Source organism: Mesorhizobium sp. B2-9-1 (assembly GCF_006439455.1).
GTDB lineage: Bacteria > Pseudomonadota > Alphaproteobacteria > Rhizobiales > Rhizobiaceae > Mesorhizobium.
Map to the genome: position 1 here is coordinate 53249 of NZ_VFTP01000001.1, position 23776 is coordinate 77024.

At 63.7% G+C, this 23776-nt stretch carries 20 protein-coding genes and 3 pseudogenes; 17 read left to right on the plus strand and 6 right to left on the minus strand.

What is annotated here, in order from left to right:
- Positions 1-60 precede the first annotated feature (60 nt).
- Both FJW05_RS00270 and serB read right to left on the minus strand, forming a co-directional pair.
- On the minus strand, positions 61-624 hold the full coding sequence (locus FJW05_RS00270) for a GNAT family N-acetyltransferase (RefSeq protein ID WP_140626889.1): 564 nt from the start codon (positions 622-624) through the stop codon (positions 61-63).
- Entirely contained in the window at positions 621-1463 is an 843-nt protein-coding gene (gene serB / locus FJW05_RS00275) for a phosphoserine phosphatase SerB (RefSeq protein WP_246673149.1), read from the minus strand. Before serB ends, FJW05_RS00270 begins: the two co-directional genes overlap by 4 nt.
- Positions 1464-1497: 34 nt before the next feature.
- On the opposite strand from serB, the gene miaA reads away from it, so the two are divergent.
- Both miaA and FJW05_RS00285 read left to right on the plus strand, forming a co-directional pair.
- Positions 1498-2442 carry a tRNA (adenosine(37)-N6)-dimethylallyltransferase MiaA gene (gene miaA / locus FJW05_RS00280; RefSeq protein WP_140628120.1) on the plus strand — a complete coding sequence of 315 codons (945 nt, stop codon included), beginning with the start codon at positions 1498-1500 and terminating at the stop codon, positions 2440-2442.
- Positions 2443-2565: 123 nt separating this feature from the next.
- Positions 2566-3357 (plus strand): GGDEF domain-containing protein, encoded by a 792-nt coding sequence (locus FJW05_RS00285; protein WP_140626893.1) that lies wholly within the window; start codon positions 2566-2568, stop codon positions 3355-3357.
- A gap of 166 nt (positions 3358-3523) precedes the next feature.
- On the opposite strand, the gene FJW05_RS00290 is transcribed toward FJW05_RS00285, so the two are convergent.
- Positions 3524-5356: an ATP-binding protein gene (locus FJW05_RS00290; protein ID WP_140626894.1), complete on the minus strand. Its 1833-nt coding sequence runs from the start codon at positions 5354-5356 to the stop codon at positions 3524-3526.
- 153 nt (positions 5357-5509) lie between these two features.
- On the opposite strand from FJW05_RS00290, the gene FJW05_RS00295 reads away from it, so the two are divergent.
- Genes FJW05_RS00295 through FJW05_RS00305 form a run of 3 tightly spaced genes read left to right on the plus strand, consistent with a single transcriptional unit; the run spans position 5510 to position 7004 of the window.
- Positions 5510-6076 (plus strand): XRE family transcriptional regulator, encoded by a 567-nt coding sequence (locus tag FJW05_RS00295; RefSeq protein WP_140626896.1) that lies wholly within the window; start codon positions 5510-5512, stop codon positions 6074-6076.
- 5 nt (positions 6077-6081) lie between these two features.
- A complete protein-coding gene (locus FJW05_RS00300) occupies positions 6082-6390 on the plus strand; it encodes a hypothetical protein (RefSeq protein WP_140626898.1) in 309 nt (102 codons plus the stop codon).
- Between the two features lie 38 nt (positions 6391-6428).
- Positions 6429-7004: a GNAT family N-acetyltransferase gene (locus FJW05_RS00305; RefSeq protein ID WP_140626900.1), complete on the plus strand. Its 576-nt coding sequence runs from the start codon at positions 6429-6431 to the stop codon at positions 7002-7004.
- Here FJW05_RS00305 and FJW05_RS00310 read toward each other — a convergent pair.
- Positions 6961-7845, minus strand: a complete 885-nt coding sequence (locus FJW05_RS00310) for a LysR family transcriptional regulator (RefSeq protein ID WP_246673151.1) — start codon at positions 7843-7845, stop codon at positions 6961-6963. The two genes, FJW05_RS00305 and FJW05_RS00310, sit on opposite strands and share 44 nt — an antisense overlap.
- A gap of 111 nt (positions 7846-7956) precedes the next feature.
- Between FJW05_RS00310 and FJW05_RS00315 the strand changes: the two genes are divergently transcribed.
- The gene (locus tag FJW05_RS00315) at positions 7957-9108 is read left to right on the plus strand and encodes a gamma-butyrobetaine dioxygenase (protein WP_140626901.1); all 1152 of its coding nucleotides are present in this window, start codon (positions 7957-7959) and stop codon (positions 9106-9108) included.
- A complete protein-coding gene (locus tag FJW05_RS00320; RefSeq protein WP_140626903.1) occupies positions 9105-9695 on the plus strand; it encodes an HD domain-containing protein in 591 nt (196 codons plus the stop codon). The genes FJW05_RS00315 and FJW05_RS00320 overlap by 4 nt, the downstream gene beginning before the upstream one ends.
- Before the next feature lie 56 nt (positions 9696-9751).
- On the opposite strand, the gene FJW05_RS00325 is transcribed toward FJW05_RS00320, so the two are convergent.
- Complete coding sequence (locus FJW05_RS00325) at positions 9752-11560, minus strand: NAD(P)/FAD-dependent oxidoreductase (RefSeq protein WP_140626905.1); 1809 nt, start codon at positions 11558-11560, stop codon at positions 9752-9754.
- A gap of 584 nt (positions 11561-12144) precedes the next feature.
- On the opposite strand from FJW05_RS00325, the gene FJW05_RS00330 reads away from it, so the two are divergent.
- The 9 genes and pseudogenes from FJW05_RS00330 to FJW05_RS00370 all read left to right on the plus strand — a co-directional run bounded on the left by FJW05_RS00330 (position 12145) and on the right by FJW05_RS00370 (position 22459).
- On the plus strand, positions 12145-13926 hold the full coding sequence (locus FJW05_RS00330) for an acetolactate synthase 3 large subunit (protein ID WP_140626907.1): 1782 nt from the start codon (positions 12145-12147) through the stop codon (positions 13924-13926).
- 142 nt (positions 13927-14068) lie between these two features.
- On the plus strand, positions 14069-14644 hold the full coding sequence (gene ilvN / locus FJW05_RS00335) for an acetolactate synthase small subunit (protein WP_140626909.1): 576 nt from the start codon (positions 14069-14071) through the stop codon (positions 14642-14644).
- 106 nt (positions 14645-14750) lie between these two features.
- The gene (locus FJW05_RS00340) at positions 14751-15347 is read left to right on the plus strand and encodes a LysE family translocator (RefSeq protein ID WP_140543132.1); all 597 of its coding nucleotides are present in this window, start codon (positions 14751-14753) and stop codon (positions 15345-15347) included.
- A gap of 421 nt (positions 15348-15768) precedes the next feature.
- Complete coding sequence (locus FJW05_RS00345; RefSeq protein ID WP_140626910.1) at positions 15769-17058, plus strand: efflux RND transporter periplasmic adaptor subunit; 1290 nt, start codon at positions 15769-15771, stop codon at positions 17056-17058.
- On the plus strand, positions 17055-20207 hold the full coding sequence (locus FJW05_RS00350; RefSeq protein WP_140626912.1) for an efflux RND transporter permease subunit: 3153 nt from the start codon (positions 17055-17057) through the stop codon (positions 20205-20207). Before FJW05_RS00345 ends, FJW05_RS00350 begins: the two co-directional genes overlap by 4 nt.
- Before the next feature lie 64 nt (positions 20208-20271).
- Positions 20272-20529: pseudogene (locus tag FJW05_RS00355) on the plus strand (nitrile hydratase subunit alpha); the annotation flags it as partial.
- Positions 20530-20542: 13 nt separating this feature from the next.
- Positions 20543-20860 (plus strand): annotated as a pseudogene (locus FJW05_RS00360) (SH3-like domain-containing protein); the annotation flags it as partial.
- Positions 20847-21198, plus strand: a pseudogene (locus tag FJW05_RS00365) (nitrile hydratase accessory protein). The pseudogenes FJW05_RS00360 and FJW05_RS00365, both read left to right, overlap by 14 nt.
- Positions 21199-21331: 133 nt before the next feature.
- Positions 21332-22459 carry an ATP-dependent RecD-like DNA helicase gene (locus FJW05_RS00370; RefSeq protein ID WP_140626914.1) on the plus strand — a complete coding sequence of 376 codons (1128 nt, stop codon included), beginning with the start codon at positions 21332-21334 and terminating at the stop codon, positions 22457-22459.
- Here the strand turns inward: FJW05_RS00370 and FJW05_RS00375 are convergent.
- Positions 22456-22854 (minus strand): STAS/SEC14 domain-containing protein, encoded by a 399-nt coding sequence (locus tag FJW05_RS00375; RefSeq protein WP_140626916.1) that lies wholly within the window; start codon positions 22852-22854, stop codon positions 22456-22458. The two genes, FJW05_RS00370 and FJW05_RS00375, sit on opposite strands and share 4 nt — an antisense overlap.
- Positions 22855-22963: 109 nt before the next feature.
- On the opposite strand from FJW05_RS00375, the gene FJW05_RS00380 reads away from it, so the two are divergent.
- Positions 22964-23704, plus strand: a complete 741-nt coding sequence (locus FJW05_RS00380; protein ID WP_140626918.1) for a pyridoxine 5'-phosphate synthase — start codon at positions 22964-22966, stop codon at positions 23702-23704.
- Positions 23705-23776 lie beyond the last annotated feature (72 nt).

Below are 23776 nucleotides of genomic sequence, written 5' to 3' on the forward strand. Positions count from 1 at the left end.
TCTAGACAGGGTCGCAGATGCGGCGCCACAGCCTGGCGACGAGCAGCCCTCCGAAAGCGATCAGCGCCGTCGCGCCCGCCAGTCCTCACGCGACAGCCTATAGAGCACATGGCGCTTGAGATGCGGGTGGGTGTCCGGCACAGCGGGATGGTCGAAATCGGCGCCCGCATCGGCTTGCATGCCGAGTCGCTTCATGACTGCGACCGAACGATGATTGCCGGCGACCGCGAACGATACGATTTCGTCGACGCCAAGCGTTTCGAAGCCGAAGGCGAGCCAGGCTTCAGCCGCTTCGGTGACATAGCCCTTGCCCCAGAATTCCGGCGCCAGCCGCCAGCCGATCTCGATCGTGCCGTCCGGTAGCGATGGCACATCATCCGTATCCAGGAGACCGACGAAGCCGATGCATTCGCCGGTGGCCGCGATCTCGGCCGCGGCGAAGCCGTAGCCATCCTCATCGATCCAGGCGCGGAATTCGTCCATCTTGGCATCCGCGGTCGCACGGTCGCGGCGGAACGGGAAGAACTCCATCACGTGCTCGTCGGAGTTGACGCGGTGGAAAAGCGCGCGGTCGCGCTCCTCCCAGTTGCGCAGGATCAGGCGGTCGGTGCGGATCGGCTTCATTCGACGAACTCATCCCGGCGGTAGCCTTGGAGATAGAGCAGCGCGGTCAGATCGCCGTGATCGATGCGGATGCGGGCCTGCTCGGCCACCGTCGGCTTGGCGTGAAGCGCGATGCCGGTGCCGGCAAGACGGATCATGTCGAGATCGTTGGCGCCGTCGCCGACCGCGATGGCATCCTCGGTCGTCAGCCCGAGCCGTGCCGCGATGTCGAGCAATGCTTCGGCCTTGGCGGCGCGGCCGAGGATCGGCTCGGCCACCATGCCGGTGAACGTGCCGTCTTTTTCGATCAGGCGGTTGGCGCGGTTTTCCTGGAAGCCCAGCATATCGGCGATGCGGCTGGTGAAGACGTCGAAGCCGCCAGAGACCAGCGCCGTCCAGGCGCCATGGGCGCGCATCGTTTGCACCAAGGCGCGGCCGCCGGAGGCGAGCGTCAGCCGATTGGCGATGATGCGGTCGACCACGGCTGTGTCGAGGCCTTTCAGCAAGGCGACGCGCTCCCGCAAGGCGGGCTCGAAGGCGATCTCGCCATTCATCGAGCGCGCGGTGATCGCCGCCACATGATCCTTGACGCAGATCTCGTCGGCAAGCTCGTCGATGCATTCCTGGTCGATCATGGTCGAATCCATATCGGCGAGCAGGATCTTCTTGCGCCTGCCTTCGGCCGGTTGGACGATGACGTCGACCGGCTCGGAAGCCAGCGCCGCGCGCAGATTGGCGGTCATTTCGCCGATATCCGGCGTCTGCGGCAAAACGAGATCGCAGGCGACGTCCTCGGCCAGCCAATGAACGGCGCTTGCGCCGGCGGCCCGCAAGCCCATATTCGCAAGCGAGGCCGGCATGGCGCGGGCTTCTGGACGGGACACTAAAGTGGCGATCAGCGGCATCGAGAATTCCGGCAGGCAGGCGGGCGAAGGCCGCATCAAGAACGCGATCCTGATAGCCGGGCCGACAGCCAGCGGCAAGTCGGCGCTAGCGCTTGATCTCGCCGAATGCAATGGCGGCGTCATCGTCAACACCGATTCCATGCAGGGCTATTCGGTGCTCGATGTCCTGACGGCGCGGCCGAGCGCCGCCGAAATGGCACGCGTTCCGCATTTCCTTTACGGCCATGTCCATCCCGCCACCGCCTATTCCACCGGCGCCTGGCTGCGCGACGTGACAAAGCTGATTGACGACGGCGTGCTGTCGGGCCGTCCGGTCGCTTTCGTCGGCGGCACCGGGCTCTACTTCCGCGCGCTGGCCGAAGGCATCTCGGATATGCCGGACATTCCGGCGTCCGTCCGCGAGCGCTGGCGCTACGAGCTCAAGGAGCAAGGGGCCGAAAGGCTGCACCGCCTGCTGATGCACGAGGATTCGGCTGTGGCCATGCAACTCAGGCCGACCGACGGCCAGCGTATCGTTCGGGCGCTCGAAGTGCTCGACGCTTCCGGGCGCTCGATCCTCGAATGGCAGGCGGTGCGCGGTCGGCCGCTGATCGATCGCGACAGCGCGCGCTTCCTGGTCATCGAGCCGGACCGCGAGCAACTGGTCCGGCGCATCGAGGCGCGTTTCGACCAGATGCTCGACAAGGGCGCTCTCGACGAAGTGCGTCGACTCACCGCTCTCGGTCTCGACCCGGACCTGCCGGCGATGAAAGCGATCGGCGTGCGGGAGCTGCAGGCGGCGATGGCCGGACAATCGGATTTTCCAGCAGCCATTGAGCGCGCCAAGATCGCGACCCGGCAATATGCCAAGCGTCAGTCGACCTGGTTCAGGCATCAGCTGGGAGCGGAGTGGCGCAGGCTGCGGCCGGGCGACGAACCGGCTGTTCAGGACTGACTAAAAGCTTTTTCAATCAGCGCCTTAAAATCCCCGGCTCTAATTCTCGCCAAGGTTGCTCGGGTTAACTGTCCGTAAGGTCGGCCATGCCATAACCTCGGGGCTAGAGTGCGCGGGGAGTAGATGCGTTTCCATAAGGCGGAATCCGCATTTTTCGTCTTTATTTTCGTGATCCTGGCCGCGGGCCTGGTGACCTACCACGCCTATGGCCAATTGCAGGACATCGCCGCCGACCTCGACACCGCATCGCGCGTCGACAAAATTGTCTATCTCAACAAACTGCTGTTCGTCACCGGGGCGCTTCTGGCAACCGCGCTGTTCTTCGGCACCTTCTTCATCTACCCGCTGATCCGCGGCCAGGTGCGGGAAGAGGGCAAGCTCAGGGCCATGACGGTTTCGCTCAGCGCTCGCTCGCAGACGCTTGAGCAGGCGGCGCTCACCGACAGTCTCACCGGAATGCAGAACCGCCGCTATTTCGACGATGCGCTGCGCGAATATCTGCACGAGTTTCGCCGCATCGACAGGCCAGTCGGGCTGATGATCCTCGATCTCGACCATTTCAAGCAGGTCAACGATACGCATGGCCATGACGTCGGCGACGAGGTGCTGAGGGCCGTCGCTACCTGCCTGCGGGGCATGACACGCTATCACGACGTGGTGGCGCGGCTGGGCGGCGAGGAGTTTGCCGTCGTCACCCCCAACATGGATGTCGAATTGCTCGCCAGGTTCGCCGAGCGCATCCGCAAGGCGGTCGCCAACATGTCGATCATGTCGGGCAACGTGCGGCTGAAGGTCACCACCAGCGTCGGCCTTGCCGTCTGGGACCACAAGGAGAGCGCGGAGGATTTCTACCGCCGCGCCGACCGCCAGCTCTATGAGGCGAAGAAGCAAGGCCGCAACCGCGTCTGCGCCTAAAATTCCGAAGATGAATTCGTGAGGCTGGCCGTATGCCGCCATTTGCTGCGCTTCCGGTGCTCACGGACTTTTATGTCCGCTCCGCTCCGGTTCTCGCAAACGGCACCATCCGACTCAGCCTGACGAATTCCCTATCGGAATTTGCGTGTCTTGCAGCGCCGCCAGATCAGTCGTTGAGCTGGCGCATGCCGAAGGTCGAGGGCTTCAGGCCGTAGCGCGTGTCGAAGTCGTCGTCCGGCTGCACGCGCGCGGCGGTGGCCGGCTTCTTGTAGTCTGGGTCGCCGGCCTGGCGGGAAGAATCCACAGCCTCGGCGAAGGCCATGGCCTGCTGCGGCTTCGGCACGTTGCGCAGCCGCTCGACGATCATGGCGAGATCGACGTCGTTGCCATCCACGGAGGGATCGATCTTCTCGCCCTTCGCGGTGCCCGGGATGAACTCCTGCGGCAGCTTCTCGAACTTCAGCCGCATGGTGGTCGCCACGCCTTCGCCGAAGGCGATGGCTTCGCGCTGCCCCATCGAGGAGAGGAACGCCAGGGTCGAGGCCGAGGAATCGGCGATCGCCGAGCGGATGATGGCCTGGTCCTGCTCGTTGGCAAGCCGCATGGCGAAGAAGGTCGAGCACTGCGACAGGATGGTCGGGTCGAGCTCGCCCGGACGCTGGGTGACGACGCCGAGATAGCAGCCGTATTTGCGGCCTTCCTTGGCGATGCGCGACAGCGCGTGCCTTGTCGGCGCGAAGCCGAGACGCGGATCGGCCGGCATGTAGCGATGGGCTTCCTCGCAAAGCAGCAGCAGCTTCAGCCGGCCCTCGCTCCACAGCGCCAGGTCGAAGGCCAGGCGTGCCAGCACCGAGCAGACCGAGTTGACGACTTCCGAAGGCATGCCCGCCATCTCGAAGCAGGTCACCGGGCGTCCATGGTTGGGGACGCGGAAGATGTTGCCGATCGTTTCGTGGATGGTGTCCTCGATCAGCCGCGAATTGAACATGAAGCGGTAGCGCGGATCGGCCGCCGCCGATTCGATGCGCGTCTTCAGCGATTTCAAGGTCGGGCGGTCGTTCTTGCTTTCGAGCATGCCCATGCGCTCGTCGATCTGCTTGATGAGATCGGCAATGCGATAAGGCACCGGCGTGTCCGCCGTCAGCGCGTCGCTGCCGCGCCTGACATAGGTGCCGGAATTCGGGTTGCGGTAAAGGTTCTTGGCGGCGGGGATCAGGTCGCGCAGGACATCCACTTCCTCGGGCACCGTCTCGCGGCCGCGAAACAGCACTTCGGCGAACTCCTCCAGCCTGAACATCCAGAACGGCAGGTCGAGCGTCTTGGAATCGACCTTCACGCAATATTCCGGCAGCGAGGCGGCGAACTCGTTATGCGGGTCGAGGATGAGCACGCGCAGATCCGGACGCGCTTCGATCGTCTTGCGCAACAGCAGCGAGACAGCTGTCGACTTGCCGACACCGGTGGTGCCGACGATGGCGAAATGACGCGCCAGCGTGTCGTCAATGGCGATATTGGCATCGATCGACTCATCCTGCGACAGGGTACCGATGGTCACCGAATGGCGCCCGGCCAGATCGTAGACCGCCTGCAGGTCGCGGGTTCGGATGCGGTGAGCAATGGCGCCGATATGCGGGTAGGTGGTGATGCCACGGTCGAACACCGGCTTGGCGCCGGGCTCGACGCCGTCGCGCACCTCGCCGACCAGTTCGACGCTGACCTCGATCGGATTCTGCCCTTCGTGGTTCCAGGCGCGATCCGATTTGCCGATGGCATAGACAAGGCCGACCGTTCGTGTCGAACCGAGATTGATGGAGATCATCTTACCGACGGTCCAAAGGCCGCTGATCGCGCCTTCGGTGTCTTCGGCATGGGCACTGATGGTGGCTCGCGCGCCATCGCATTGCACGACATTGCCCAGAATCCGCTTGTCGTTCTGTTGGATGTTGCGGCGCTCCTGCGAAGTCGGTTCGCCAACGGAGGCTTCGCGTTCGACAAACATGGCTGACCTGATCCCATTCCCCTGGAGCCTCGACCCTACCCAATCGGGGTTAAAGTCAGGTGAGGTCGGATGGTGTAGGCAGCGTTAAGCCCGGCGCGACAATTCGATCGACTGGCCTCTTTCCAGGCTGAAAAAATCCGATATATTGGACGAATGGATGATATATCGAATAGTATTACCGCCACGATCGGCAGGCGGATACGCTCCGAAAGAACGGTGAGGGGCTGGTCGCTTGCCGAATTGGCCGAGCGCTCGGACGTTTCGAAGGCGATGCTGAGCGCCATCGAACGCGGCACGAACAGTCCGACCGCGGCGCTTCTGGTGCGCATCGCGGCGGCCTTCGGCATGACGTTGTCGACGCTGATCGCACGGGCCGAGATGCAAGGCGGCGGTATTTCGCGCCGGGACGAGCAGCCGATCTGGCAGGATCCGGCAACCGGGTACATCAGGCGGCATCTATCGCCGGCATCGCAGATGCCGCTGGAACTGGTCAGGGTCAGCCTTCCGGCCGGTGCCAAGGTCAGTCTGCCGGCGGCGTCCTACGCCTTCATCAAACAGCAGATATGGCTGATCGACGGAAGGCTGGATTTCACCGAGGGCGATGTGGCGCACCGGCTCGAGCCCGGCGACTGCCTGGCGCTGGGCGCGCCCTCGGATTGCGTCTTTCATGCTCCCGGACCGGATGCGGCGGAGTATCTTGTGGCGCTGGTCAGGGACTGACTCCGATGTCTCGCCGGCCAAAACGCTCGCACAATGGCGGGCCGCCGCTCGACGACTATGACGGCCCGCCCTGGGGCAAGGGCGATGCCTACATTTTCCTCGCCTGGCGCGCCGCCCACGACAAGGCTTGGAGGGCGCCAAGCCACGCCGTCATGCTGATGCGGCTGGAACGGGCCGAGCGGCTCGGTCTGACCTATGAGGAATATACGCTCGAGATTTTGGAGCGCGGCCGCCATCTCAGCGAGGACGACGCCGACCGTATCGCCGAAATCCGGCGGGCGCGCCGACGCAAACGCATCGGCCATTTCGAATGACCTCGTCAACGACATATCATCACCTGGAGAGCACCAGCATGAACTCCCTTGAAATCCGGGCGTTGCGTGACGATGCGGCGACCATCGCGATGCTCACCGATCTGCTGATCGAGACGGTCGCCGCCGGCGGATCGGTGAGCTTCATGCATCCATTGTCGGCGGAGGCCGCGCGGGATTTCTGGCGCAAGTCACTTGCCGCGGCCGCGCGCGGCGAAAGGGCGGTGCTGGGCCTATGGCGGGGCGAGGCGCTTGCCGGCACCGTCACGCTGTTGCTCGACTTCCCGCCCAACCAACCGCACCGCGCCGAGATCGCCAAGCTGATGACCGGCCGGAACCATCGCGGCAAAGGCGTCGCGACGGCCCTGATGCGGGCAGCGGAGAACCTGGCCGTCGAGAAAGGCCGTAGGCTGCTGGTGCTGGATACGGCCAGCGAAGAGGGCGCGGCCGGGCTTTATGAGAAACTTGGTTTCACCTTGGCCGGTGAGATCCCCGATTTCGCGCTCAAGCCACAGGGCGGGCTGACCGGCACCCTTATCTACTGGAAACGGATCGGGGGCAGCGGCCGACACGCTATCCTGAAATCCTGGCGATGCGCGACAGAAGCCAGCGGCTAAAATCCTGCTCGGCGCCGGAGAGCCGCGACGATGACGGTCTCGTCAGGAAATGGCCCGACGGGCTCGAAAGCTCGAAATCCGAAAGCCTGATAAGAACCTTGTCCTTGAGGGCCGCGTCGATCAGTGGCCGCGAGCCGAGCAGCGCCCCGGCGCCGACCTTCGCGGCTTCCATGGCGGCGACGAAACTGTCGAAGCGGTGCGAGCGGCGGGGATGGCCGGAAACGCCCGCGGCGGCGAACCATTCCGCCCACATTTCGCGCGCGCCCGCCACCAGGAGAAGCGGCAATGACGTCCACTCGCCACCTCGGGCGAGCGGCGGAGCCGCGACCGGGACAAGCCGCTCGACGGTCAGCCGGTCGGCCTCACGCCCGGGAAAGGATCCGTTGCCGAAGCGTATGTCGAGCGCCGAGCCCGGCTGGTCGTAGTCGGTCGGCCGATGGATGGTCACCAGATCGAGCCGGATCTGCGGCAGCATCTTTGCCAGGTCCGGAAGAGCCGGGACCAGCACCAGCATCGCGAAGGAGATGGGGACGCGGATGCTGACGATCTGCACGGCACGCGGCTCGAACAGCTCGTTGGTGCTGTTGCCGATGGTCGCGAATGCCGATTGGATGTGCGGGAGATAGGCTGCGCCTTCCGGCGACAATGCCACGCCGCGCGCCAGGCGCGCGAACAATCGCGTCTTGAGCCGCTCCTCCAGAAAACGGATGTGCTGGCTGACGGCGGCTTGCGTGAGCCCGAGCTCGGCGGCCGCGGCAGTGAAGTTCGACAGGCGGGCGGCAGCCTCGAAACTGCGCAGCCAGTCGAGCGGAGGCATTGTGTCGAAAGCCCTGCCAGCCATCAGAAATTTAGGCCTATTGCCCGAAAAACGATAATTTGAATTATGCCTTGGATGAGGCCACCATGCAATCCGTGCCCCTAGTGGCGGGTAAAGGATGGGAGCTTTCGGGACATGTTGAGGACGGCAACGCTAGCCGACGACGGACGAGTGATCGAGCTTTGCTGGAAGGACGGAACGGTGAGCCGCTTCCATGCCATATGGCTGCGCGACAACGCGCTGGACGACAAGACGCGCAGCGCCGGCAACGGACAGCGGCTGATCACCATCCTCGATATTCCCCCCGAGACGCGGATCGGCGCGGCCGAGATCAAGGGCGAGCTGCTCGAAGTCACGTTCGTTCCCGAAGGCAAGGTCGTCAGCTTTCCCTCAAGCTGGCTCCGCGCTCATGCCTATGATCGCAAGGAGGTGCGCGAGCCTGGCTGGACGGGAGGCGACATAGAGCGCTGGACGAAAGCCACGATGCAGAATTCCGTGCCGCGCGCGACCTATGCGGAGGCCAGCCGCGACAGCAATGTGCTGCGGCAATGGCTGGCCGCGGTCCGCAGCTTCGGCTTCGCTATCATGGACGGCCTGCCTGCCGAATCCGGCGCGCTGTGCAAGGTGGCGGACCTGTTCGGCTATATCAGGGAGACCAATTACGGGCGCTGGTTTGAGGTGCGCGCAGAGGTCAATCCGAACAATCTCGCCTACACCAATCTCGGCCTGCAGGCGCATACCGACAATCCCTATCGCGATCCGGTGCCGACGCTGCAGATCCTGGCCTGCATCGAGAACACGGTGGAAGGCGGCGAGTCCAGCGTCGTCGACGGGTTCGCGGTGGCTGCCGCACTTCAGTCGGAAAACCCGAACGGATTCCGGCTGCTCTCTTCCTATCCGGCGCGTTTCGAATATGCCGGCTCGTCGGGCGTGCGGCTGCAGTCCAAGCGGCCGATGATCGAGCTCGGGCCCGACGGCGAGCTCATCTGCATCCGCTTCAACAACCGCTCGCTGGCCCCGACCGTCGATGTGCCCTTCGCTGTGATGGACAAATATTATGCGGTCTATCGCCGGTTCGCCGAGCTGATCGAGGATCCTGCCTTCGAGGTCACGTTCAAGCTCGAGGCGGGGCAATGCTTCATCGTCGACAACACCCGCGTCATGCATGCGCGCAAGGCGTTTTCCGGCAGCGGCAAGCGCTGGCTGCAGGGCTGCTACGCCGACAAGGACGGCCTGCTGTCGACGCTTGCCGCGATCGAGCATGGTTTCCAGGAGGCGGCGGAATGAAGCCGAACGAATTGAACGCAGGCAACATCGTCGAGTTCATCGCCGATATTTTCGAGCGCCGCGGCGCCGAATCCTATCTCGGCGAGCCGGTCACCATGTCAGAGCATATGCTGCAGGGCGCGTGGCTGGCCGAGCAGGACGGCGCGCCGGAGGAGCTTGTGGCGGCGGCGCTGCTGCACGACATAGGCCACTACACCAGCGAGTTCGGCACCTATTCGCCCGACGACGTCGAGGACAAGCACCATGACGAGGCGGGCGGTGAGGTGCTGGCGCCGTTCTTCCCGCCGGTCATCGTCGAATGCGTCAGGCTGCATGTCTCGGCCAAGCGTTATCTGTGCGCCACCGATCCGACCTATTTCGGCAAGCTGTCGCCGGCTTCGGTGCATACGCTGTCGCTGCAGGGCGGGCCGATGAGCGCGGAGGAGGTGGCTGAGTTCCGCAGCAATCCCTTCCACGACGAAGCGGTGCGCGTGCGGATCTGGGACGAGGGCGGCAAGGTCGCCGACATGAAGACGCGGGCCTTTCGCGACTACGTGCCGTTGCTCGATCGAGTGGTGAAGAAGTTCGCGGCTGAAAAGGCGGCATAGACGGCAGAAGCCCGGCCGGTCGGCCGGCTTTCTGCCATCCGCGAGCGCGCCGTGCGTCAGCTCTTGTGGTAGACCTCCTGCAGTCCGTAGACGGGCGTCGGCAGGCCAACTTGGCGCGCCTTCAGCTGCAGCGACAGATACTGCGAATAGTGGCGCGACTGGTGCAGGTTGCCGCCGTGAAACCACAACGCTTCCTGCTGCGTCGGCTTCCACATGTTGCGCTGCTCGCCCTCCCAGGGACCCGGATCCTTGGTGGTGGCGGAGCCGAGGCCCCAGACCTTGCCGACCTTGTCGGCCACCTCTTGCGAGATGAGGTCGGCGGCCCAGCCGTTCATCGAGCCGTAGCCGGTCGCATAGATGACCAGGTCGGCCGACAGTTCGGTGCCGTCGACGAATTTGACGCCGGTTTCGGTGAGTTCCTGAACCGCGGCACCCGGTCCGCTCTTCAGCTTGATCGAGCCGTCGATGACGAGGTCGCAGGCGCCGACATCGATGTAGTAGCCGGAGCCGCGGCGCAGATATTTCATGAACAGGCCCGACCCATCGTCGCCCCAGTCGAGCATGAAGCCGGCCTTTTCCAGGTCGTCGTAGAATTTCGCGTCGCGCTCCCTCATCTGCCGGTAAAGCGGGATCTGGAACTCATGCAGGATGCGGTAGGGCAACGAAGCGAAGATCATGTCGGCCTTGCCCGTCGTCATGCCGTTCTCCACCGCCTGCTCGGAGTAGAGCGCACCAAGCCCGATATCCATCAGCGTGTCCGACTTGACGATGTGGGTCGACGAGCGCTGCACCATGGTCACATCGGCGCCGCCTTCCCACAGCGCCGCGCAGATGTCGTGGGCCGAGTTGTTGGAGCCGATGACCACCACCTTCTTGCCGCGGTATTTGTCCGGTCCGGGATGGGTCGAGGAGTGCTGCTGCTCGCCCTTGAAGATGTCCTGGCCTTTGTATTTCGGCCAGTTCGCCTTGCCCGACATGCCGGTCGCCAGCACCAGTTGCTTCGGCTTCAGCACGATCTCCTTGCCGCCGCGCTCGACGACGATCGTCCATTCCTTGGCCTTCTCGTCGTATTTGGCGGATTTGGCGGTGGTGGAAGACCAATAGTTCAGCTCCATCACCTTGGTGTACATTTCCAGCCAGTCGCCGATCTTGTCCTTGGGCGCGAAGACCGGCCAGTTCTTCGGGAAGTCGATATAGGGCAGGTGATCGTACCAGACCGGGTCGTGCAGGCAGAGCGACTTGTAGCGCTTGCGCCAGGAATCGCCCGGGCGCTCGTTCTTCTCGACGATGATGGCCGGCACGCCGAGCTGCTTCAGCCGGGCGCCGAGCGCGATACCGCCCTGGCCGCCGCCGATGATAACGACATAGGGTTGCCTGGTGTGGCCGAGCTCGGCGATCTCGTCGTCGCGCTCCTCACGCCACGTCTTGCGGCCCTTGCCGTGGCCGTGCTTGGCGCCGAGCGGGCGGGTGAAGCCGGCCTTCTCCTCGTGGCCTCTCAGCTCCGCCATGGTGGTGAGCAGGGTCCAGATCAGGTCGCCCTTGAACCGCACGAGGCCAAAGCCGCGCGCAACGCTCGTCTCGAAGGTGATCCAGGCGGTGATGATGCCGCCGTCCTCGTTCGCTTCCTCGTCCTTGGCCACCGCCCATCCGGTCGGCCTGGTGCTGGCCAGCGTCGCCTGCAGCATGTCGCGGATCTGGTCCTGGCCCTCCATCGTCTTCAGGTTCCAGGTGAAGGTGACGAGGTCGCGCCAGTAGCAATCGGCCTGGAAGCAGTTGACGGCGCTGTCGATGTCGCCGGCTTCCAGCGCCTTGCCGAATTTGTCGAGCAGCGCCTGCGCCTTGGTGGTGGGTGTTCTCTCGAGCATTTGTTCTCCTCCACTTTGCTAGAGTCCGGCATGAGCAGCAAGCAGCCTGCCAACCGCGACGCTCATGAGCGATTGCAATGAAATCAATCTGTTAGGACGATATGGGCTTCGATCGGCCGTGCCGGGTCGAGTCGATGGGTATCGATGCAGCGCGGCCAGGATTGAACTATGACATCGTCGCGAGACGATCGCACGCCGGACACGACCTGCTCGATCTCGCGTATGTGCTCGCCAGCCATGCGTCCTCCTCGCACGTCTTTTGCCAGCGTATAGTGGTGCGTCGGAGAGCGACGCTCAACTGTACTATGGTAGCTGTGGGGCGGTAGCGCGCAGGCGCCGTCTCTCACAGGCGAGTGAATTCGCGCTGGACCCCATTGACGAGCCCGCGTTTTGGCCCTTATTGTCCGCGCCCATGAAAACGGCACTCATTCTCGTAGGCTGGCGCGTGGGCAAGGCGGTGTAACCGCCGGGCGAAAACCTCCCATGCGCATCACACAGGCTCCCTCGGGGGCCTTTTTTATTGCCTTGAACACGACTAAACGACCAGCAAATCGCCAGGCGGCGAACATTACGGGACCAGACCGATGAGCAACGGACAGAACGAGCGGCGCGAGATGACGGGCGCCGAAATGGTGGTGCAGGCGCTGAAGGACAACGGCGTCAAGCATGTGTTCGGCTATCCGGGCGGCGCCGTGCTTCCGATCTACGACGAGATTTTCCAGCAGGACGACGTCGAGCACATTCTGGTGCGGCACGAGCAGGGCGCCGGCCACGCGGCCGAAGGCTATGCGCGCTCGACCGGCAAGGCCGGCGTCATGCTGGTGACGTCGGGCCCGGGCGCCACCAACGCGGTGACGCCGTTGCAGGACGCGCTGATGGATTCGATCCCGCTGGTCTGCCTGACCGGCCAGGTGCCGACCTCGCTGATCGGCTCCGACGCCTTCCAGGAATGCGACACGGTCGGCATCACGCGGCCCTGCACCAAGCACAACTGGCTGGTGAAGGACGTCAACGAGCTCGCCGCCACCATCCATGAGGCGTTCCATGTCGCGACGACCGGCCGACCCGGCCCGGTCGTGGTCGATATTCCGAAGGACGTGCAGTTCGCCAAGGGCATCTACGTGCCGCCGCAGACGGCGCCGCGCACCAGCTATCAGCCGAAGGTCCAGGGCGACCTGGAAAAGGTGAAGGCCGCCGTCGAGCTGATGGCCGGCGCGAAGAGGCCGATCATCTATTCGGGCGGCGGCGTCATCAATTCCGGTCCGGAAGCCAGCCATCTGCTGCGCGAGCTGGTCGATCTCACCGGTTTTCCGATCACCTCGACGCTGATGGGCCTCGGCGCCTATCCGGCATCCGGCAAGAACTGGGTCGGGATGCTCGGCATGCACGGCACCTACGAAGCCAATATGGCCATGCATGACTGCGACGTGATGGTCTGCATCGGCGCGCGCTTCGACGATCGCATCACCGGCCGGCTCAACGCATTCTCGCCGAACTCGAAGAAGATCCACATCGATATCGACCCGTCGTCGATCAACAAAAACGTTCACACAGAGGTGCCGATTATCGGCGATGTCGGCCGGGTGCTCGAAGATATGGTGCGGCTGTGGCGGGCGACCGCCAAGGTCGACAAGAAGGCGCTCTATCCGTGGTGGGAGCAGATCGCGAAATGGCGGGCGCGGGATTCGCTCGCCTACAAGATGAACAACGACGTGATCATGCCGCAATACGCGATCCAGCGGCTCTACGAACTGACCAAAGATAAGGACACCTACATCACCACCGAAGTCGGCCAGCACCAGATGTGGGCGGCGCAGCACTATCATTTCGACAAGCCGAATCGTTGGATGACGTCCGGCGGTCTCGGCACGATGGGCTACGGCCTGCCGGCCGCGCTCGGCGTGCAGATCGCGCATCCCGACGCGCTGGTCATCGACATTGCCGGCGACGCTTCGGTGCAGATGACCATGCAGGAAATGAGCTCGGCGGTGCAGTATGAGGCGCCGATCAAGATCTTCATCCTCAACAATCAGTATATGGGCATGGTGCGCCAATGGCAGCAGCTGCTGCACGGCAACCGGCTGTCGCATTCCTACACCGAGGCGATGCCGGACTTCGTCAAGCTGGCGGAAGCCTATGGCGGCCACGGCATTCGCTGCGACAAGCCGGACGAGCTCGACGACGCGATCAAGGAGATGATCTCGGTCAAGAAGCCGGTGTTGTTCGACTGCCGCGTGGCGACCTTGGCCAACTGCTTCCCGATGATCCCATCGGGCAAGGCACATAACGAGATGCTTCTGCCCGACGAGGCGACCGACGAGGCGGTGGCCAACGCCATCGACGCCAAGGGCAGGGAACTAGTTTAGAGCATGATGCCGAAAAGTGAGAAGCGGTTTTCGGGCAACATCATGCTCCATCCATAACACCAGCCATCAAGGCGGGGCTGTCGCGAGAAAGCCGTGCGCAAACAGAGAATTAGCTCAAAAGTCTGAAATCGAGATTCACCTTATGAACGCACAGCACCTTCAACCGACCGGCTCCGCCTATTTTATCGCCAAGGAAACCGAGAAGCCGGAAACGCACACGCTTTCAGTGCTGGTCGACAACGAGCCGGGCGTGCTTGCACGCGTCATCGGCCTCTTTTCCGGTCGTGGCTACAACATCGAGAGCCTTACCGTTTCCGAGACCGAGCATGAGAAGCATCTGTCGCGCATCACCATCGTGACGCGCGGCACGCCGCATGTGATGGAGCAGATCAAGCACCAGCTCGAGCGCATCGTGCCGGTGCACAGGGTGGTCGACCTGACCGTGCGCTCGCATGAGCTAGGCCAGGAGCGGCCGCTGGAACGGGAATTGGCGCTGGTCAAGGTCGCCGGCACCGGCGACGCCCGGGTCGAGGCGCTGAGGCTCGCCGACGCGTTCCGCGCCAGCGTGATCGACGCCAACACCGAGCATTTCATCTTCGAGATCACCGGCAAGGGCTCCAAGCTCGACCAGTTCATCGCCATCATGAAGCCGCTTGGCCTTGTCGAGATCTGCCGCACCGGCGTCGCAGCGATGAACCGCGGTTCGCAGGGAATGTGAAACAGGACGACCATCCTGTTTTCAAGCTTTGGCCCGGCGGTTGCCCGGTTCTGGCTTTTGCGCATTCGCTAAAGGACAGTAAGGCTGACATATCCGGGAGGATAACATGTCGCTCGACACATTCCTTGCCCTGTTGGTCTATGCCTTCGTGACTTCGATCACGCCGGGGCCGAACAACCTCATGCTGCTGGCTTCCGGCGTCAATTTCGGTATCGCCAGGACGGTTCCGCACATGCTGGGCATCAGCATCGGCTTCCTGGTCCTGCTGCTGGCCGTCGGCTTCGGGCTCGGCGCGGTGCTGACCGCGGTGCCGGCGCTGCATACGGCGCTGAAGATCGCCGGCGCCGCCTACCTGCTCTACCTCGCCTGGAAGATCGCCATGTCGCGCTCGATAAGCGACGGAAAAGGAGCGGAGGGGCGGCCGATGCGCTTCATCGACGCCGCCGCATTCCAGTGGGTGAACCCCAAGGCATGGGTGATGGCGATCACCGCGATGGCTGTCTACACCAATGCCGATCACCCGTTCGTCTCGGTGGCGCTGATCTCGATCGCCTTCACCATCGTCAACCTGCCCAGCGTTTCGGTATGGGCCGGCTTCGGCACGGCGCTGCGCGGCTTCCTGTCGGATCCGGTGCGGCTGAAATGGTTCAATATCGCCATGGGTGTGCTCTTGGCGGCGACTCTGTGGCCAATGCTCCGTTAGATGTGCCGATATTCAGGTGAGGCCGGCCTGCAAACGCTGGCTTTCTGCGCTTCCGGTGCTCACGTACGAAAAGTACGCTCCGCTCCGGCCTTCGCCGGCCGAAGCCCTCATAAGTGTCTCCGCCCTATGAAGGCTACGGCTGGCGTAGGCCGGTTCTCGAAAACCATCGTTTTCGACTCGGCCTGACCTGAATCTCAACACATCTGACAGTTTTCGGACTGGTCGCAGAGGCGTTCGTTGGTTCGTTTGCCGGCTGCTTAGCCATTGTGCATTGCACATTAAATCTTCGTAATGCCCCGCTTTGGCCCTTTTCGGCCAAAGCCTTGTCCTATCTACTCCACGAAAATCGCGGCACGAGGTCGTGAAGCGAGCTAGAATGGACCACCGGGATCGGCGTGTCGGGTAGAAGGCTTATTTGTCGATGCGCGGAAAAATTGCCTTTGCAGTTGTTGCGGTCGCCTGCCTGGCGGGCGCCGGGCTCTATCTTTCGCCCACGATGTTGGCCAAGGTCCAGCAGCTGATTTCGGGCAAGCAGGAAAGCGCGGGCGCCACGAACAAGACGGCGAGCGGCGATAAGTCGGCCGGTGCCTCGGACAATGCGAAAGGCAGTGGTCCGCGTTCGGCCTCGATCGTCTCCGCCACCGCGACGACAGCCGATTTTCCGATCCGCCGCTATGCCATCGGCTTCGTCTCGTCACCGGAGGTGGTCAATATCAACGCCCGTGTCTCCAGCCAGATCGTGTCGATCGCGGTCAAGGACGGGCAGATGGTCAAGGCCGGCGATCTGCTCATTTCGCTCGATGACCGCGCGCTGAAGGCGCAGCTCGCCAAGGATCAGGCGCAGCTCGCCAAGGACCAGGCGATGCTGGTGAGCGCCCAGGCCGATCTGCAGCGCGCCAAGGACCTCGTCGCCAAGCAGGCCGGCACGCAGCAGACCTACGATCAGGCGCTGGCGGCGCAGAAAGCCGCTGCCGCCACCATCGACGCCGACAAGGCGACCATCGATGCCGACACCGTGCAATTGAGCTATGCAGCGATTACGGCGCCAATCTCGGGCCGGCTCGGCGCGGTCAACGTCTCGGTCGGCGATCTCGTCACCACCAGCAACGGCAACTCGAGCAGCTCGACGCCGCTGGTCACCATCACGCAGATGGATCCGCTGCAGGTGAACTTCACGCTGCCCGAGAGCAACCTTGCCCTGTTGCACAAGGCGCTCTCCGATCCACAGCAAGGCGACGTGACGCTGACCAAAAGCGGCGATCCCACGCCGATCGGCAAGGGCACACTCGATTTCGTCGATTCCAGCGTCGATACGGCCTCCGGCACCATCGCCACGCGGGCGAGCATACCGAATTCGGATCTTTCGCTATGGCCTGGGCAATATGTGAACGTGGTGCTCGAGGCCGGCATGATGCCGCAGATGACCTCGGTTCCGACGGTCGCGGTGCAGTCCAGCCAGAAGGGGCCGTTCGTCTATGTCGTCAAGCCGGACAACACCGTCGAGATGCGGCCGGTGCAGGTGGCGCTGACGGAGGGCCAAAACAGCGCCATCAGCGACGGTCTCAAGAGCGGCGAGAAGGTCGTCGTCGAAGGCCAGACACGGTTGAAAAACGGCGCGGCGGTGCATGAAGGCAAACCCGCCGCGGGATCCGGTGATCAGGCATCGCCCAAGGTCGCGGAGGCCGACAAGGCCGGCGGGGCGAGCCGATGATCTCCGAATTCTGCATCCGCAAGCCTGTCGCCACCCTTCTGATGTCGTTCGCCCTCATCCTGGGCGGTATTTTTGCCTACAAGTTCCTGCCGGTGGCGGCGCTGCCCAGCGCCGAATTCCCGGTGGTCAATGTTTCGGCCAGCCTGCCCGGCGCTTCGCCGGAGACGATGGCGACATCGGTGGCGACGCCGCTGATCAAGCAATTCGCGACGATCGCCGGCATCGATTCGATCTCGACCACCAATTCGCTCGGCCAGACCTCGATCGCCATCCAGTTCGTGCTCAACCGTGACATCGATGCCGCGGCCGCGGACGTCCAGGCGGCGATCGCGCGCACGCAAAGATCGCTGCCGCCGGAAATGACCTCGCCGCCAAGCTATCGCAAGGTCAATCCGGCCGACGCGCCGATCCTCCTGATGTCGCTGGTCAGCGACACGATCCCGCTGACCGACCTCGACGCCTTCGCCGAAAATGTCATCTCGCCCTCGCTGTCGACCATCGACGGCGTGGCCCAGGTCTCGATCTTCGGCCAGCAGAAATATGCCGTGCGCATCCAGATCGATCCGACCGCGCTCGCCGCTCGCGGCATCTCGATCGATCAGCTGCAGGCCGCGATAACCTCGGCCAACAGCAACACCCCGCTCGGTGTTTTGCAGAACAACAAGCAGCAGCTGACGATTACCGCCAACACGCAGCTTACCGACGCCGCAGGCTTCTCCAACCTCATCATCGCCACCAAGAACGGCCGCCCGGTGCGGCTGGGCGACGTGACGCGCGTCGTCGATTCCGTGCAGACCACGACGACGGCGAGCTGGTATGACGGCACGCGCGCGATCATCATGGCTGTGCAGCGCCAGCCCGACGCCAACACCGTCGACGTCGTCGACAAGGTCAAGGCGATGCTGCCGTCCTTCCAGGAGCAGATGCCGGCCGCCGCCCAGATCAAGCTGCTCAACGACCGCTCGACATCAATCCGCCAGGCCGTCGATGACGTCCAGTTCACGCTGCTCCTGACCATCGCCCTGGTGGTGCTGGTGATCTTCGTGTTCCTGCGCAGGGTGACGGCGACGATCATCCCGGCGGTGGCGGTGCCGATCTCGCTGATTGCCACGCTTGGCGCGATGTTCCTGTTCGGCTTCTCGATCGACAACATCTCGCTGATGGGATTGACTTTGGCCGTCGGCCTTGTCGTCGACGACGCCATCGTCATGCTGGAAAACATCTTCCGCCATATGGAAGAGGACGGGCTGTCCGCCTTCGACGCTTCGCTGAAGGGGGCGCGCGAAATCGGCTTCACCATCATCTCGATCTCGATCTCGCTGGTGGCGGTGTTCATTCCTGTGCTTCTGATGGGCGGCGTCATCGGCCGCATCTTCAACGAATTCGCCGTCGTGGTGACCGTCGCCATCCTGGCCTCGATGTTCGTGTCACTAACGCTGACGCCGATGCTCTGCTCGCGTCTGTTGTCGGTGACCAAGGCCGATCGCGAAAAGCATGCCCCCGGTCATAAGCCGGACCTCGTCACGCGCGGCTACGACCGGATCCTGGGCTTCTGCCTGCGAAACACTTTCCTGGTGTTCCTCGTCTTCATCGCGACCGCCGCGGCGTCGGTGTGGGTGATCCAGGTCTCCCCGAAGGGCTTCTTTCCGCAGGAGGATATCGGCCAGATATCGGTGAGCACGATCGCGCGCCAGGACATCTCGTTCGACGCCATGGCGAAGCTGCAAGGGCAGGTGGCCAGCGTGTTTTCGAAGTCGCCCTATGTCGACCATGTGGCCTGGTCGGCGGGTAGCGGCAACAACGCGCTCAACCAGGGCAAGCTCTTCGTCCAGCTCAAGGGCAAGGACCAGCGGCCCAACATCGAGAAGGTGCTTTCGGACCTCAGACGCCAGCTGGCCGGCGTGGCGGGCATCGAGACCTATATGCAGCCCGTGCAGAACCTGCGGCTCGGCTCGCGGTCGTCGGCCAGCGCCTATCAGCTCGTGGTGCAGGGGCTCGACACCGGCCAGACGGATATCTGGGCGCAGAAGCTGAACGACGCGATGGCCGCGGACCATACGAAATTCACCGATGTCACCAGCGACCTGCAGAACAACGCATCGCAGGCCTCGCTGGTGATCGACCGCGACAAGGCCGCCCAGCTCGGCATCGACACCAACACGCTGCGTTCCGCCCTCTATGGCGGCTTCGGCACCGACCAGGTTTCGACGATCTTCGGCTCGGCCGACAGCTACGAGGTCATCACCGAGCTCGATCCCAAGATCGAGTGGTCGCCCGAACGGATGCTCGCCATCCAGATGCGCACGGCGAGCGGCAGCCTGGTGCCTCTCGGCGCCTTCGCCCATGTCGATCGCACGGCCGGCGCGCTGACGATCAATCAGCTCGGCCAGCTTCCGGCGGTGACGATCTCCTACAACCTGCCGCAGGGCGTCTCGCTCGGCGACACGGTGACCCGCATCGACCAGCTCAAAGAACAGATCGGCATGCCGAAGGAGATCTCGACGAGCTTTGCCGGCACGGCCAAGACCTTCCAGGATTCGCTTGCCAACCAAGGCTTGCTGATCGGCGGCGCGATCCTGACGATCTATATCGTGCTCGGCATGCTCTATGAGAGCTTCATTCACCCGCTCACCATCCTCACCGGCCTGCCGTCGGCGGTGCTGGGCGCCGTGGTGGCGCTGCGCTTCGCCGGCATGGATCTCTCTGTGATCGCGGTGATCGGCATCCTGATGCTGATCGGCATCGTCAAGAAGAACGGCATCATGATGGTCGACGTCGCGCTGGAGCTCAGGCGGCACGGCATGTCGGCGAGGGACTCCATCCACAAAGCCTGCCTGATGCGCTTCCGGCCGATCATGATGACGACGCTTGCGGCGCTGATGGGCACGTTCCCGATCGCGCTCGGCACCGGTGCCAGCGCCGAATTGCGCCAGCCGCTCGGCGTAGCCGTGGTCGGCGGCCTGCTCGCCTCGCAGGCGCTGACGCTGTTCGTCACGCCGGTGATCTACGTCTATTTCGAGAATTTCTCGGGCTGGCTTCTCGGCTTCTCGTCGAAGAAGAGCCGGCCGGCGCTGCATGTGGTGGAAAGCGGCGAGCAACGCTCGCTGTTCGACGGCGAACCCGAGCCGCAGAAGACGGCAGCCGAGTAGATCGCGCCGACTGGCCCAAGCCGTGGCGCTTGCCGCCGGCCGCAGCCGATCCTAGTCTGTGGCCATGTCCCATGATCATGACCACGACAACGAGCTCGATCCGTTCGCGGCGCGCGTGCGCGCGCTGGAGACGATCCTGACCCAAAAGGGCCTGATCGACCCTGCGGCCATCGAAGTCATCATCGACACCTATGAGACGAAGATCGGCCCGCGCAACGGGGCGCGGGTGGTGGCGAAGGCCTGGAATGATCCAGCCTATGCCGAATGGCTCAAGCGCGACGCGACGGCGGCGATCGCCTCGCTGGGCTACACCGGTCGCCAGGGATGTGCCGGCCGTGCTCGCCAAGGGCGGCCCGTGCGACCGGCCGGTCACCACGCCGGCGCGGTTCCAGGCGGGCGACCGGGTGCGGACGAAGAATTTCAACCCGACTGGGCATACGCACCTGCCGCGTTATGCGCGCGGCAAGAACGGCAGGATTGAGGCGGTGCGCGACGGCTTCGTCTTCCCCGACAGCAATGCGCACGGCAAGGGGGAGAACCCGCAATGGGTCTACACCGTGGTGTTCGACGGGGGCGAAATCTGGGGCGAAGGCGCCGATCCGACGCTCAGCGTCTCGATCGACGCCTGGGAGAGCTATCTTGAGCCGGCATGAAGGTGCTTTGCCGGCCGGTTTCGACGAGCCGGTCTTTGCCCGAGCCGTGGCAGGCCGAAGCCTTCGCCATGACGGTGGCGCTGCACGGCGAGGGCCTGTTTTCGTGGAGCGAGTGGGCGGAGGCGCTTTCGGCCGAGGTGAAGCGGCCAGGCGCGGCAACGGACGGCCACGACTACTACGAGCATTGGCTGGCGGCGCTGGAGAAGCTGCTGTCGCGAAAAGGGGTCGCCGGCAAGGTCGAGGTGGACCAGCTTGCCGCCGCCTGGGAACGCGCCGCGCATGCGACCCCGCACGGCAAGCCGATCCTGCTGGAGAATGATCCGGGCGCAGGCCGATAGATCGTTTTTGTTCTCTTTACGTTCCGGTTGGCGACTGATAGCCTGAGTTGACGAGGCTCGCGCCCGCAGCCGACAACGGTCGACATGGCGGGCCAATCTTGTCTTTCGTCAGCGAATCCGGTCTGTCGCACTGATGGAATTTTCTCCCCAACAGGACGAGGCTCTGAAGGCGGTCGGGCGCTGGCTCAAGGAGGGCCGGCCGCAGGTCTTTCGGCTGTTCGGCTATGCCGGCACCGGCAAGACGACGCTGGCGCGCTATTTCGCCGAGCATGTCGACGGCCAGGTGCAGTTCGCCGCCTTCACCGGCAAGGCGGCGCAGGTGCTGCGCTCGAAGGGCGCGACCAACGCCCGCACCATCCATTCGCTGATCTATAGGCCCAAGGGCGAGGAATCGGTCGAGGACGAGGTGACCGGCAAGACATCGATGTCGCCGACCTTTTCGCTCAACCGGCAAAGCCCGATTTCGCGCGCCAAGCTTGTCGTCATCGACGAATGCTCGATGGTCGACGAGCAGCTCGGCCGCGACCTGCAGAGTTTCGGCACGCCGATCCTGGTGCTTGGCGACCCGGCGCAGCTGCCGCCGATCTCGGGCGGCGGCTTCTTTACCGAGCATGAGCCGGATGTTCTGTTGACGGAAATCCACCGCCAGGCGCGCGACAATCCGATCATCCGGCTGGCGCTCGACGTGCGCGAGGGCCGCGAATTCATGCATGGCGACTACGGCACGGCGCAGGTGATCGGCAGGGAAGCAGTCAACCAGGAGCTGGTTCTCAAGGCCGACCAGGTGCTGGTCGGCACCAACCGCACGCGCCGGCGCTACAATCAAAGGCTGCGCGAGCTGAAAGGGTTCAATGCCGACTTCCCGCAAGCCGGCGACAAGCTGGTCTGCCTGCGCAACGATCCGGCCAAGGGGCTGCTCAACGGTTCGCTGTGGAAGGTGATGACCTCGTCGCGCGAAACGGTGAAACCTGGCATCAATCTTCTGGTCTCGCCGGAAGACGACGACCCCGACCGCGGCGTCGCCAAGATCAAGCTGCTCAAGGCGGCATTCGAGGATCCGGATGCCGAGATCCCCTGGCAGCAGAAGAAGCGCTTCGACGATTTCGACTACGGCTATGCGCTGACCGTGCACAAGGCGCAGGGCTCGCAATGGAACGACGTGGTGCTGTTCGACGAGAGCTGGGCGTTCAAGGAAACCAGGCAGCGCTGGCTCTACACCGCCATCACCCGGGCCGCGGAGCGACTGACGGTGGTGCGCTAGTCCGTTGGTCTTGCGCCAAGCCATTGCCAGGCGGCTTCCTCGTCGTCGACGCCAAAGCGCCTGAATTCGAAAGGCAGCGTCTTGGGGAAAAGGCCGGCGACGAGGGGGGCCCAACTCGGCTCGCCGATGGCCGCGCAGCGCACGACATGTTGCATCGCGTCGGCCACGCCCTGCTTGAGCGTGTCTTGCTTGATATTGGCCCAGTCGACGCTTTCCTCGTCGGTCAACCTGACCAGCACGTCGATCCTGGGATGCAGCGCGTAGGCGGCCTCCAGCAGGCCGAACAGGTTTTCCGCATCGGCCGGCGAGACATCGCCGACGACGTCGATGGCGAAAAGCGCATCGCGGTTGGTCTCGATGCGGCGGATCGCCGGCACGGCTTCGAGGAAATTCACTGGCAAATCCTTATCTTAGCCTCCATCTATCCCCTGGAACACGCGAAACCCTCTATCTGTTCCCGTCAAAGGCGCTATAGATGCGCGCCGATCCACTGGACCCCAGCTCATGCCCGCCAAGCTTTCGGTCAATCTCAACGCCGTCGCCATGCTGCGCAACCGTCGCGACTTGCCATGGCCGAGCGTGACCGGACTTGGCCGCATAGCGCTTGCCGCCGGCGCGCACGGGCTGACGGTGCATCCGCGCCCTGACGAGCGGCACACCAGGCATTCCGACCTGCCGGAGATCAGGGCGCTGATCGATGACGAGTTTCCGGGCGCGGAGTTCAACATCGAGGGCTATCCGACCGAGGATTTCCTGGCGCTTGTCGAAAAGAACCAGCCCGAGCAAGTGACGCTGGTGCCGGACGACCCTGCACAGGCGACTTCTGACCATGGCTGGAACTTCGTCGCCCAGGCGGCGTTCCTCATTCCGATCGTCAAGCGGTTGAAGAAGGGCGGGTTCCGGGTGTCTTTGTTCTCCGACGCCGATCCTGATGGCGTGAACGCGGCGCGCGATACCGGCGCCGACCGCATTGAGCTCTATACCGGCCCCTATGGTGGCTTCCATTCCGATTCCGAAAAGGCGGCGAAAGAACTGGAAAGATTGGGAAAAACCGCTGATGCGGCATTCGCGGCCGGGCTCGGTGTCAATGCCGGCCACGATCTGACCGTGAAGAACCTGCCGCCGCTGGCCAAACGCATTCCGGCATTAGCCGAAGTATCGATCGGACATGGGTTGACAGCGGATGCGCTGGAGTATGGCATGGCCGGCACTGTCGGGCGGTTCTTGAAGGCCTGCGGATGGTAGGGCGCCTTGCGTAACTCCGGCAGTTTCGGTGCGTCCCGCGCGTTGCGGCGACGTCGAAGCGTGGCGAATCTG